At 43.9% G+C, this 12,418-nt stretch carries 13 protein-coding genes; 4 read left to right on the top strand and 9 right to left on the bottom strand.

All coding sequences use genetic code 11. The features are described 5' to 3' along the window. Positions 1 to 16: 16 nt before the first annotated feature. The gene (locus AB6E52_RS10535; protein ID WP_004733789.1) at positions 17 to 220 is read right to left on the bottom strand and encodes a CPXCG motif-containing cysteine-rich protein; all 204 of its coding nucleotides are present in this window, start codon (positions 218 to 220) and stop codon (positions 17 to 19) included. A 92-nt stretch (positions 221 to 312) separates the two neighbouring features. Continuing rightward, entirely contained in the window at positions 313 to 1,179 is an 867-nt protein-coding gene (locus AB6E52_RS10530; protein WP_017059601.1) for a fructosamine kinase family protein, read from the bottom strand. A 585-nt stretch (positions 1,180 to 1,764) separates the two neighbouring features. Here AB6E52_RS10530 and AB6E52_RS10525 point away from each other — a divergent pair. Next, complete coding sequence (locus AB6E52_RS10525; RefSeq protein WP_010440912.1) at positions 1,765 to 2,109, top strand: DUF3802 family protein; 345 nt, start codon at positions 1,765 to 1,767, stop codon at positions 2,107 to 2,109. 107 nt (positions 2,110 to 2,216) lie between these two features. On the opposite strand, the gene AB6E52_RS10520 is transcribed toward AB6E52_RS10525, so the two are convergent. After that, a complete protein-coding gene (locus tag AB6E52_RS10520; protein WP_017059602.1) occupies positions 2,217 to 2,702 on the bottom strand; it encodes a C40 family peptidase in 486 nt (161 codons plus the stop codon). A gap of 104 nt (positions 2,703 to 2,806) precedes the next feature. Here AB6E52_RS10520 and AB6E52_RS10515 point away from each other — a divergent pair, with 104 nt between their 5' ends. Next, positions 2,807 to 4,852 carry a methyl-accepting chemotaxis protein gene (locus tag AB6E52_RS10515; protein ID WP_102320210.1) on the top strand — a complete coding sequence of 682 codons (2,046 nt, stop codon included), beginning with the start codon at positions 2,807 to 2,809 and terminating at the stop codon, positions 4,850 to 4,852. Positions 4,853 to 5,059: 207 nt separating this feature from the next. Here the strand turns inward: AB6E52_RS10515 and AB6E52_RS10510 are convergent, their stop codons facing one another. After that, complete coding sequence (locus AB6E52_RS10510; protein ID WP_102320209.1) at positions 5,060 to 5,863, bottom strand: sterol desaturase family protein; 804 nt, start codon at positions 5,861 to 5,863, stop codon at positions 5,060 to 5,062. Positions 5,864 to 5,931: 68 nt separating this feature from the next. Here AB6E52_RS10510 and AB6E52_RS10505 point away from each other — a divergent pair, with 68 nt between their 5' ends. Both AB6E52_RS10505 and nagK read left to right on the top strand, forming a co-directional pair. Continuing rightward, positions 5,932 to 6,678 (top strand): tRNA-uridine aminocarboxypropyltransferase, encoded by a 747-nt coding sequence (locus tag AB6E52_RS10505; RefSeq protein ID WP_080582212.1) that lies wholly within the window; start codon positions 5,932 to 5,934, stop codon positions 6,676 to 6,678. A 163-nt stretch (positions 6,679 to 6,841) separates the two neighbouring features. Continuing rightward, positions 6,842 to 7,750: an N-acetylglucosamine kinase gene (gene nagK, locus AB6E52_RS10500; RefSeq protein ID WP_017068179.1), complete on the top strand. Its 909-nt coding sequence runs from the start codon at positions 6,842 to 6,844 to the stop codon at positions 7,748 to 7,750. Positions 7,751 to 7,929: 179 nt separating this feature from the next. Here nagK and AB6E52_RS10495 read toward each other — a convergent pair whose 3' ends face one another. From AB6E52_RS10495 to AB6E52_RS10475, 5 genes are all read right to left on the bottom strand, one after another. Further along, positions 7,930 to 8,196, bottom strand: a complete 267-nt coding sequence (locus AB6E52_RS10495; RefSeq protein ID WP_017063882.1) for a DUF2960 family protein — start codon at positions 8,194 to 8,196, stop codon at positions 7,930 to 7,932. A 281-nt stretch (positions 8,197 to 8,477) separates the two neighbouring features. Further along, the gene (locus AB6E52_RS10490; protein ID WP_102320208.1) at positions 8,478 to 10,295 is read right to left on the bottom strand and encodes a bifunctional molybdopterin-guanine dinucleotide biosynthesis adaptor protein MobB/molybdopterin molybdotransferase MoeA; all 1,818 of its coding nucleotides are present in this window, start codon (positions 10,293 to 10,295) and stop codon (positions 8,478 to 8,480) included. Then, positions 10,295 to 10,879: a molybdenum cofactor guanylyltransferase MobA gene (gene mobA / locus AB6E52_RS10485; RefSeq protein WP_004733776.1), complete on the bottom strand. Its 585-nt coding sequence runs from the start codon at positions 10,877 to 10,879 to the stop codon at positions 10,295 to 10,297. The genes AB6E52_RS10490 and mobA overlap by 1 nt, the downstream gene beginning before the upstream one ends. Beyond that, a complete protein-coding gene (locus AB6E52_RS10480; protein ID WP_004733775.1) occupies positions 10,857 to 11,576 on the bottom strand; it encodes an energy-coupling factor ABC transporter ATP-binding protein in 720 nt (239 codons plus the stop codon). The genes mobA and AB6E52_RS10480 overlap by 23 nt, the downstream gene beginning before the upstream one ends. Before the next feature lie 10 nt (positions 11,577 to 11,586). Beyond that, on the bottom strand, positions 11,587 to 12,285 hold the full coding sequence (locus AB6E52_RS10475) for an ABC transporter permease (RefSeq protein ID WP_017068184.1): 699 nt from the start codon (positions 12,283 to 12,285) through the stop codon (positions 11,587 to 11,589). Positions 12,286 to 12,418 lie beyond the last annotated feature (133 nt).

Here is a 12,418-nt window from a genome sequence, read left to right as displayed (position 1 = left end):
GACAAGAGAGTAGGTGTTAGAAGACTTGTTCGTCGTCTGCATCAATCGAGAGATTAATCCTGTCTCTTACCTCATCTACCTGCATGTCGAGGTGAATGGCATTGCAACATGCTGGGCAATCGTCATAAAAATCTTGGCTCCCATTAGAAGCATCAAGCGTTATGCTGATGGCATGCCCACAGTGGGGGCAGGAGACATGTTTCTCTGTGTATTTATGCATCGCGAATTCTCCTCACTGTAACTTGTTCCAATCGTAGTAGCTTTAAAGATCGCAGTAGCGTTATAGAACGCAATAGCTAGCTGTGATTGGTATTAAACGGCCTGTATCTTCTGAATGCATGCTTCAGTGTGTGCTAAATATTCGCCGCCAAATTGATTGCAGTGGTTAAGAAGATGGTACAAGTTGTAAATGTCTTTCCGATCAGTATAGCCCACGTCGAGTGGATTGACGCTCTGGTAACCTTCATAAAACTCTTTAGGGAAACCTTCAAACAATTCAGTTAACGCCAAATCACACTCATGGTCCCCCCAGTAACAAGCAGGGTCGTAGCAAATTGGGCCAAACGCAGAGTTAGCAACATTGCCATTCCAAAGATCCCCATGAAGCAAAGAAGGGCGAGGGTTGTGGCCAGCAAGACGCATATTCACCACATCAACGATGTCATCGATATCACCAAACTCGATGCCTTTCTCTTTGAGCAGTTGCAGTTGGAAACCAATGCGTTGCTCAGAGAAAAAGCGACCCCATTTCTTATGCCAAGGGTTGGGTTGAAGTGTGCTGCCGATATAGTTGTCTTGGTCGCAACCAAACTCTTTTTGCTCGCCCCATTGATGAAGCCGCGCAAGCTGAACGCCGAAATCGAAGCTATTGTTGCCCGTCTCGAGCGGTTTGGTCGGCAAGTAATTCAGAATAATGAACGAGCACTCTTTGGTTTTGCCAATAAGCACCAACTCAGGAACGTAAACAGTGGAGGTTTCTCTTAACAAGCGTAAGTTCTCAGCTTCAATTTCAAACTTAGGTAAAAATTCTCGCTGATTCACTTTCACAAAGTAACGCTCATTACCATCGCTGATCATATAGCAATCGTTGATGTCGCCACCAGAAACCTTGGTACGTTCAGTAATCTGAAAGTTAAATAGAAGAGTATCTGAAAGTTGTTGAGAAATGGCCTGCCACATAGGAAATCCTCAAAGACTGAAAGTTAAAAAGGTTGAAGGTTAGAAATACTGTTTGTTTAATAGCGTTAGTTTAGGATAAATCTGAACAATTTATAGACGCACTCGTCAATGTTCTTAGCTCTTCTTCATCTTACGTAGAATCAATTGGCCGAATTGTGAACTCGAACTGATTCAAGCTCTTTGAAATACAAACATAAATTGAAAACCTGACGTGATGAAATAGTTTGGAACTGGTCTCACAAACGAAACGGTTTTGAACGCCACAAACTGGAAAAGATGTTTGAGCTTGTTATTGTCTAGCGACTAAATCAAATGAGCTTTTAGAGTAAGTTGAAAGGGCTATTGTTAACTGGCGCAATACTTTGCTTCAAAGTTTGTCTTACACTTCTTTAGCGTGAATTTACTTATGTCGTAAGTAGGCAGGTATACCACATAAAGCTATATCGATTTAATTTTAAGCTGAAATACTAACTAGGATCATTAAAATGTAGTTTTGGGCAATAAAGTGATGACAAATAGCTTCATTTACATAGTATTAGGCAAGTACGTATTAATCTGCTCTAGAGCTTAAAACGGAGAATTATTGTGGTTGTAGAAACCGATGGCTATTTGGCTTTAATCGAGCACCTATCATTCAACCTTGATGTGTTTACCAATAGTAATGGTGATACTGGAAACGAAAGTGTCGAAGACATTGTTACCGACATGATTTCAACAAACATCATGGCTATTTTCGAGCAAAACCCAGAGTTGCATTCGAGCGTTCGTTTTCAACTTTTGAAAGAAGCAGATGCCGTAGTAGCGGATCTTGGTGAAGTATTAGCGGGTGTGTGGGCTAAGAAAGCGACTAACGAACAAATTGTATTCCTCGATGAGTACATCGCGTTAGTGAAGAACCTGTTTGATACTGCTGTTGCTAAATACGATTAACGGTTTGTTTGCTCATTTATCGTCGTAATTAATCAGCATAATAACAACGGGCGTTTAAGTCGTATCTTTCTAGAGTTACCTCGCTCAGCGGTTTATCTTTCGAACCGCTATAAACGCCTAAAGTGCCAAAACTTGGATGCCCAGTAAGGGTTATCTAACCTAGAAATAATGACACCTTTCGATGTCGAGGCATGTAGAAATTGGTTGTTTCCTAAATAAACGCCTACATGTCGCACCGTCATCGAAGTCTTGAAAAACACCAAGTCACCGCTTGTTGCCTGCCCATACGCAATTTCTTTTCCCTTTTTACTCTGGTCTTTTGTGGTTCTTGGTAGAGCTTGTTGAGTCGCATTTTGCACGGCGATTTGAACAAAAGCAGAGCAATCTATACCTCGAAATGAGGTCCCACCGAAATGGTATGGCACGCCTTTCCACTGTTCATACACGCTCATATAAGCGTTTGTAGTCAATTGTTCTGACTTTGATAGGGGTTTCTGTGCGGTTTGACTAAGCTGAGAAGGCGAAGGTGACGAGCTACAAGCAGCCAATGTTGCTAAAGTTATTGTAACTACAGCCATTTTTCTGATTTTCATATGTAACTCTTCTGACAAAAAACTGAAATAAAAACGTCATCAAGGACTTCTAGTATACGACCTAACTTAAGGATATCTCTTTTCGTAGTCAAACTGGATTTCACATGCCCGACACAAATTTATCAATAAAACCCTCACGTTATACATTCTCGCTCATTCAAACCGTCACTGCTGTATTTATTTCCATTCTTTTACTTGTTACTTTTTTATCAATGGTTAGCATTCGGGGCGTTGAACGGGTCGGGGGACATTTTGATGCACTCTCGGAACAAGCATTACCCCTTGCTCTACATAACGCCGAATTAACGCAAAGCGTATTAGAACAAGTAAAACTTCTCACTTACAGCACCCAATCAACCGACTTAGATACACTGAATGCCACAAGGGGCTCAATTGACCAACTCGCGACAGAGAGCAATACCACGCTAGAGGAACTTCTTTTTATTTCCCAATCTTTTCCTGATGCGATCTCTTTAGAGCAACAACAAATCCTTGTCGATGACATGGCGCAACTGCAAGCTATGACCAACACGGTACTGCTGGCGCAGATTGAGATTCAAAGTAAGCAAAATCTGATCGACAGTAAAATGGGCGAGTTCCGTTATGGCGTTGGATCTATCGGACCAGAAATGAATCGAATCAGCTCATTCTTGGTTGAAGACAACCCAGAAGCGAGCGATGCAGCGAACCGATTTACATCCAGCGCGTCTGCTATGGCGAACACCTTCTTGATGCTGATGATGCAATCTGACATTGATAAAGCACAAGACGAATACCGTCAATTGAGAAACCGAATCGCAGGCCTTAACTTGGCTTACAGCGATTTTGCCGATTGGCATCCAGACATCGTTGAGTTCGCGAGCTTGACGGCGCCTTACGAGATGGTGAAAGAAGGCTTTACCGAAGAAGGTGTAATCAAACAAATCCTCTTGAAACTCGAACTGGTTCAGCAGCAAGAGCAAAACTTAACGCAAGTCATTAACTTAGCGAACACCGTCATTAGCACATTGAATCAGCTGTCTTCCACCGCTTCCCACCTGATTGATGAAAGTGAACTGGTTGTAAATCAAACCATTACCAATATTGATCGTGTGTTGTTTATCAGCGGGCTAGTGATTGCCGTAATCATTGTGATTTCATGGTTCGTGTTACGCCGTTGGATGAATAAAGGGCTTAAAAACATAACTCAACAGTTGAGTTCACTGGCAGATCATGACTTCTCTAAACAGAGTGAATTACTGGGGCCGCTAGAGCTGCAAGTTATTACTTCAAAACTCAATACGGTCGTTGATTCAACCGCAGATTCGGTTCGTTTAGTAACGCGCAACTGTGAGACGCTTTATCAAACGGCAGAAGTAAGCCACGACGCTGCAGAGCAAACCAATTCGAGCTTGAACGAGCAGAACGAATCACTTCAGAATATGATCACCACCATTACTGAGCTGGAAGCATCGATTGGTGAGATTGCTCGTATTTCTAACGCATCGAACGACGATGCTCAAATAGCAGAAGATGAGTCAGTGAGTGGCAGCCAAGTGGTTGGCCTTAACCAACAACGATTACAAGCGCTTGAGCACTCTCTTAGCATGAGTGAAGAGTCGATGGCTGACTTGGATGGTCGAGTGAAACAGATTCGTGAAATGGTCGATATGATAAGCGGAATCGCTGAAAACACCAACTTATTGGCACTGAACGCTGCGATAGAAGCGGCGCGAGCAGGTGAACAAGGTCGAGGTTTTGCGGTAGTTGCAGACGAAGTGCGTAAATTGGCGAGCGGCACATCCCAGCAAACCACCAATATTCGTAGCATGATGAACGAACTAGTAGCGGCAGCAGATCGCTCACGTGCTTCTGTAACGGAATCGAGAAGCGAGATGGCCAATGCACTGCAAACCAGTGGTGATGTAAGACAAGCCTTCGAGAAAATAGAATTTGCAGTAAGCCAGATCAAAGGGCGTGTTGAGCAAATCATGGTGGCAACCGAACAACAAGCACGTGCGACTGTCGATGTAACGCATTCTATCACTCGCGTGTCTGAGCAGGGCGAAAATACTAAGCTGCAACTTGAATCTATGATCGAGAGTTCAGAGCAAGTCGGAGAGATAGCAGGGCACCAACAAGCTATGCTTCATAAGTACGTTTTAAACTAAACGAGCGTGCTGAAATAAACGAGCGTGCTGAGTTAAGCCAAACAGCACAAGAGTTGAAGCGCTAACTGCTCTTATAATTCTATCGATACAGAAACGCCCTTAAGTTCTCACAAGAATCTAAGGGCGTTTTGTTTTCGGATTAAGATAACTTTGGTATTAAGCTAAGGTTGGTCTCAATATAAGCTTGAGACTCAACTGAATTCGAACTTAATCTTTCGTTGTCGGGAATCGTGCAAATGGCTGACGTAACATTAAATCTAGCCGTTGCTCTTTACCATCTTGAATCTCGGGAACACCAATATGCACCTTGTCATGACCAAGCTTGGGTTGGGCGCGGTAAGTCTTAAACCAGATGTCCCACACTGATAAAAAGAAGCCAAAGTTTGAGTGCGTTTCCTTAACAATGACCGAGTGATGAACGCGGTGCATGTCTGGTGTCACAATCACTTTTCTCAATCGTTTATCGAACCATAGCGGAAGACGTGCATTGCTATGGTTAAACATCGCGCTCGCATTAAGAACAATTTCAAATATCACGACAGCAATGACAGGCACACCAAGTGCGATCACCAAACTCACCTTGATGAGCATCGAAAGAATCATCTCAATAGGGTGAAAGCGCGTTCCGGTTGTGACATCGATATCTAGATCCGCATGGTGAACTCGATGTAGCTTCCACAACCAAGGAACACGGTGAAACACCAAGTGCTGTAGGTAAATGGCACAATCCAAGAGCAATACACAGATCAGAATGGTCAATTCTTTAGGAAGTGACAGGGTATTGAACAGACCCCATTGGTTTTCTTGTGCGATAACCGCCGCTTGAAATGCTGCGATAGGAATTATAGTAGCCAATAGAAAGCTGTTCAAAGCGACTAACGCAAAGTTGTTTCCCCAGCGAAACCATTTGCTTTGAGTCAGTGCTTTACGTGGAAAACGGTATTCCCAAAGCGCACACAGTCCGAAAACGACAATAAAACAAACAAGGCGAAGCAGTGATGGGTCTTGCATGGGAATTCCTTCTATCATTCTAGGGACACTGTAAGTACAATCGTGCCACTTTTCTAGATTTATCGTTATTGTCCATGAGAATCCACGCTTTTCACCGTTTATATCAACACCGTTTGTCTCTTTCTACCAAGCCGTTTAACGCGCGCGGGTGTAAAGTGGTTCGATGTCAGTTCTGTAAAATCAAACAAGACAGCTGTATCTGTGAACATCAACCAGACGTAAATACGAACGTCGCGACCATGTTGATCTTATCGGACAACGAAATACTCAAACCAAGTAATACCGGCCGTTTAATCCTTGATACCGTTAAAGACAGCTATGCCTACCTTTGGCACCGCACTGAACCGAATCAAGAGATGCTTGATGTGCTGAAAGACGATAAATATCAGCCAGTCGTGGTCTTTCCTGAAGATTATACCGATGACAAATCGCGTGTGGTTGCAGATCTTGCTGAAATGCGAGATTCGAACAAGACGTTGCTGCTGATCTTTATTGATGGTAGTTGGCGTGAAGCACGACGTATTTTCCGTCGTTCAGAGTATCTGCAAGACTTACCGGTGTTGTCGATCGAACCAGAATCGGTTTCGCAATACATGATGCGTAAGTCAGACAACGAACAACATCTCTCGACTGCAGAAGTAGCGAGCTTGGTTTTGAAACAGGCTGGTGAAGAGCAGGGCGCAAAGACTTTACAGCTGTGGTTTGAGACATTTCGTGAAAGCTACATGCTAAGTAAGACGCGTTATAAGTCCGATCCAACCAAACCAAGCCTGAACGCTTTCATAGAGCACACTAAAAATGAGACGTCACTCTAACCTTTAACCGCTTTGTGCTGACTTGTTGTTCAAACAGATTCGAACACGAGATAAGTTTGTTATCCATCACGGTTTGTAGGGGGGGTGTTATGGATAATGCGTCCTAGATGTTTAATTTGAAAAATTTATTTGCCCGAATTTAGGGAAAAATTGGAGAGATTTCATGTATTACGGCTTCGATGTTGGCGGCACAAAAATTGAATTTGGTGCGTTCAATGAAAAACTTGAGCGAGTAGCAACAGAACGCGTACCAACGCCTACTGAAGATTATCAACTGCTACTTGATACGATTGCCGGTTTGGTGAAGAAGTACGACAGTGAATTTTCTTGCGAAGGTAAAATTGGTCTTGGTCTTCCTGGTATGGAAGATGCTGACGACGGCACAATGCTGGTTGTTAACGTGCCAGCTTCAACGGGGAAACCACTACGTAAAGACCTAGAAGCACTTATTGGTCGTAGTGTGAAAATTGAAAATGATGCGAATTGCTTTGCGCTTTCAGAAGCGTGGGATGACGAGCTTAAAGACGAACCATCAGTAGCAGGCCTAATTCTAGGTACTGGTTTTGGTGGCGGGTTAGTTTACGAAGGCAAAGTGTTCTCTGGTCGTAACCACGTTGCAGGTGAACTGGGCCATATGCGTCTTCCTATTGATGCTTGGTTCCACCTTGGCGACAACGCACCGTTACTCGGTTGTGGTTGTGGCAAGAAAGGTTGTCTAGACAGCTACCTATCAGGTCGTGGCTTTGAATTGATTTACGAGCACTACTTCGGCGAGAAGAAGAAAGCAATCGAGATCATTCAAGCGTACAACGAAGGTGAAGCAAAAGCGGCTGAGCACGTTGATCGTTTCATGGAGCTATTGGCTATCTGTTTCGCGAACCTGTTTACCGGTCTTGATCCACACGTAGTTGCATTGGGTGGCGGTCTTTCAAACTTCGAACTTATCTACGAAGAGATGCCAAAGCGTATCCCTAAATACCTACTGTCTGTAGCGAAATGTCCAAAGATCATCAAAGCGAAGCATGGTGATTCAGGCGGCGTTCGTGGTGCTGCATTCCTTAACATTAAGTAATCGTGACTTAAGTTAAGCTAGCTAAGGTTAGATAGTTAAAAAGTACAAATAAAAATGCCGCAATCTCGAAAGAGGTTGCGGCATTTTTTATTGTTCGGAGCTTTCGTTTCTTTAGCTGTTAGCTGTTAACTACAAACGAAAAGCTAGAAACGACATATCAAGAAAAGAGCCAAGAGGGCTTACTTCTTCTTTTTACCAACACCAAGATTGTCTTTTTGCTTCAACGTAAGCTTAGTAAAGCCAAGCTTGCGGAAGTAGTTGTCTTGGTAGTTGCGAACCGCTTTAGTATCAGAAATCAACTCAAGCTGTTGCTCAGTTTTTAGATACTCAGAGATATCGATGCCTTCAGCTGCAGCAACAGCTTCTTGGATCGTGCGGTGTTCTTGTTTTGAAAACAGTAACTCTTTGTCTTCGTCTTTGTAAGTGTACAGAATGGTACGAGCCATGGTGCTCTCCAATAGAATTATTACTTTGCGCGCACTCTACATAAAAAGCGTACGTGGCTCAAGGTTATGATAAGAAATCTTAAGATTATCGTTCTAACGTTTAGCGTAATTTAAGCTATTTTTCTTTTAGGCAACGAACAGGTTGTCTTTCACGAAACGAAAAGAACAAAAAGCCCCTTAACATCGAAAGCTCGATAGAAGGGGCTTCGTCTATGTCTTAGCAATGAGCTTCTAAGTCAATTAAAAAGCAGCTAAGTCAATTTAGGTGTTTGAGCTTTGAATCAAACACGCCCTTGCAGAGGAATGATCGTCACTGTTTCACCAACTTTCACCGTATCAACTGCTGGAGAGATTTCGATTAAGCAGTTCGCTTCACTCATTGAACGCAGAATACCTGAACCTTGCTTACCCGTTGTTTTCACTTCAAGCACGCCGGATTCATTCATCGAGAACACACCACGGCTAAATTCAGTACGGCCTTGGCGTGAGCGCAGTTGTTCAGTTGCTACAGCATTTGCTTTTACTGGTGTCCAGTTCGTTTGACCTTGAAGCTTGCGGATCGCAGGCTCAACAAAGTTAATGAACGACACCATCACAGCAACAGGGTTACCCGGTAAACCAAAGAACGGCTTGTTCTCAATCTTACCGTAAGCCAATGGGCGACCTGGACGCATGTTGATACGCCAGAAGTTGATTTCACCCAGTTTATCTAACGCAAGCTTGATGTAATCCGCATCACCAACAGACACACCACCAGAAGTCAAAACCATATCGGTTTCAAGCGACGCAGAATGCAGCACATCCATCATCTTCTGCTCATCATCTTCAATGATGCCGTAATCGACGATGTCACAGCCGAGCTTTTGAAGCATACCGATAATAGTAAAACGATTTGAGTCATAGATAGAGTTTGGTTTTTGCTCGTGACCCGGCGCTTGAACTTCATCACCCGTAGAGAACACACCCACTTTCACTTTACGCAGAACAGGGCAGGTACCAAAACCTAACGACGCCATCATGCCCATTTCTGGCGCTTCAATGCGTGTGCCACGTGTAAAGACAGGTTGGCCGATTTCTAAATCTTCACCTGCCATACGGACATTTTGTCCAACCGAGATTTTAGCATCAGGGAAGCTAACTTTATCGCCATCTTGGACGGCTTGTTCACGCATCACGACAACATCAACGCCTTCTGGCATTGGTGCGCCGGTCATGATTTTAACGGCTTCACCTTGTTGCACGATTTGCTCGTAGCTGTGACCCGCCATGACTTCAGCAACGATGTTGTAACTGTCCAATTCTAGATCTTCACTACGAATTGCGTAGCCGTCCATTGCTGAGTTGGTGTTTTGAGGTACATTGATTGGCGAGATCACATCTTCAGCCAACACTCGACCGTAGCCCTGCAGTAGTTCAACACTCTCTGTGAGATCAAGCGCGTCAATGCTATCAACAATCTTTTGTTGGCCTTGAGTAACGGTTAAACCTGCAGGAGAGAACGAATCACAACACACTGCAGGCGTGTTGTCTTTTGAAGACGAACAAGAAGCGGTTTCGCTTATTTTCGAGGAACCGTCAAACGACTGAGCATATTCAATAATGAAATCACGAATCGCTTCTAAGTCACTGATCGCCATTTGTGGCAGTTCTGATTCCACTTGGCTGTCTGCAGCAATGGCAATAATGTTGTCATCGTTCGGGTATAACCAAGGTTTACCGACTTCATCTCTGTGCAATTCAATTTTAGGGAAAGCAATGTTCTTGCAACCTTCAACCAAAATCAGATCAAGCGTGTTGGTATCGAAACGTGTCAGAAGGTAATCAAAATCAGCTTCGGCTTCTGGCGTTTCTGTCATCATCACGTGACGGTTACGAGAAGCGATCAACATTTGATTCGCGCCCGCTTTACGTAAGCGGTAACTGTCTTTACCTGGCTTATCGACATCAAAATCGTGGTGAGCATGTTTAAGAACACCCACTTTTAAACCCGCATTAGTCAGCAGAGGCAGTAACGCTTCAAGTACCGTTGTTTTGCCTGTACCGCTATAAGCAGCAAAGCCCAATAGAGGAAGGTTAGGGCGTTGTTTTGAATCTTTCATTATTGAAGCGTTCCGAATTGGGTGAGTTCTTCTGGCGTGTTCAGATTAACAAAGCAGTTAGGAGAATCGCTAAAATCGACATATTCCGTGACACACTCTTTGTATAGCAAGATGATTTTACGATCACCACGTTCCAAAAACGCTTCTAACTTTGGTAGAACACGTTTGTGGAATAGGGTGAATACAGGTTGCTTAAATTCGCCATCATGCGCGACAAGAATGTCACTGTCTTCTTTTACTGCAGAACAAAAACGCTCAACAAGGTCGTCACTGATTTGTGGGCTGTCGCAAGGGACAAAACCAACCCAGTCTGTGCTCGCGTTTTTAAGGCCAGCATGAATGCCACCCAACGGACCTGGGTAGTCAGGGAAAGAATCGGAAACAACCGGAGCAAATGCTTGGTAGCTGTCTAAGTTACGATTGGCATTGATAGTGATGCTGACATCTTGTTGTGACAGCTTGTTTATAACGTATTGAATAAGCGGAGAACCGTTGAGCTCAACGAGTCCTTTATCTTTTCCGCCCATACGGCTGGCCTGCCCGCCAGCCAAAATAACCCAACTAGTTTGCGTTGGAAGCAGCATAAATATTCTCTTGTGCTTTATCTTTCTGAATAACTTGCAGAAGCGGCGATTCGGTCAAAGTATTGTCTTTGATCCACCATTGCTTCTTACATAAGTCGGTTAACGCGTTAGTTTGGTGACTAGTGATGACTAAACTCGCGCCTCTTTGAAGAAGATCTTCGGCCATTATCACCAATCTTTCAATAGATTCTTTGTCTAAAGAGGCACTTGGTTCGTCCATCAGCAAGATTGAAGGCTTGAGAATCCAAGCTCGTGCCATTGCTACGCGTTGACGCTCACCACCAGACAAAACAGAAATGTGCTCGTCTGCTAGGGTTTCTAAACCTACCATTCTCAACGCATTAATTATTTGAGCTCGCTTATCTTTTTGGCTCTCTTTGTTAAAGCGAATGCCATAAGCGACATTTTGGTACACCGAACCATCAAAAAGGTAAGGGGTTTGGTGCAGATAGATGATGTCTTTAAATTTTAGCCTAGGGAATAAGATCTGCTGCCAGCTTTGTGTCGGAGACTGAATGCGGCCAGAGCTTGGCTGAATCAATCCAGACAATATTTTAAGTAGGGTCGTTTTACCCACACCATTATCTCCTTTGAGATAAATGGCATCGTTGGGGCCGATCGACAATTCGGGAATATGGAACAAAACACGCTCTTTGTAGCGCATTGAAATTTGCTGCGTTGTTATTTTTATACTCATGACAGCGTTCCTAAGTTCTTAAATAGCCTTTTCCTCTCACACTGGAAAGGAAAAAGTTAAGGGCTAATGCCAATGCTAATAACACCATACCGAGGGCGACGCCTTGAGCGAATGCGCCTTTGTGGCTTTCCATAGCGATAGCTGTTGGGATGTTTCTTGTCATCCCCATAATGTTGCCACCGACCATCATTGAACAACCAACCTCAGTGACGATACGAGAGAAGGCAGCGATAGTTGCAGCTAGAAGAGGGAAGCGCGTTTCCCAAATTAAGGTACATGCCACACGTGTGGTTGATACGCCAAGCGTGCGCGCCGTTTCAACCGCTCGGCGGTCACTGGCTTGGAGAGCGCCGTGCATCATCGCGACTAGGATTGGGAAACAGATCAGCATCTGACCTAGAATCATCGCCTTTTGGGTGAACAGTAATTCCCAATCACCTAACGGGCCAGAGCGAGAGAGCATCATGTACATCAACAAACCGATAACCACGGTTGGGATAGCTTGCAGGGTGTTGATCACTGAAAGCAGAGCCCATTTCCCGGGGAACTCGGTATAAGCCAATAAGAAAGCCATAAGGATTGCAGGAACAATCACCAATGAGATGGCGGACAAAGATACGCTGAAGGATACCGCGACGATTTTCCACAATTCGTGGTCAAAGCTCACAAGTAGATTCATTGCATCAATCGTTGTTTGCCATAGGGTCATGAAGTATCTCGTGTAAATCGATAATAGGTTTTATCGGTAATGACTGATGTTAATCATAGCTGACCCAAACTATTTGAGTGTGTATTGGTCAGCTATTGTTTCTTTAAATGCTTCAGTTAACTGGTTAGTTAAG

It is taken from the genome of Vibrio sp. 10N.247.311.13 (assembly GCF_041467595.1).
In the GTDB taxonomy this organism is placed as follows: Bacteria; Pseudomonadota; Gammaproteobacteria; order Enterobacterales; family Vibrionaceae; genus Vibrio; species Vibrio crassostreae_C.
The sequence above is the reverse complement of the archived record's forward strand: the minus strand, read 5'-3'. Positions and strand labels throughout refer to the sequence as shown.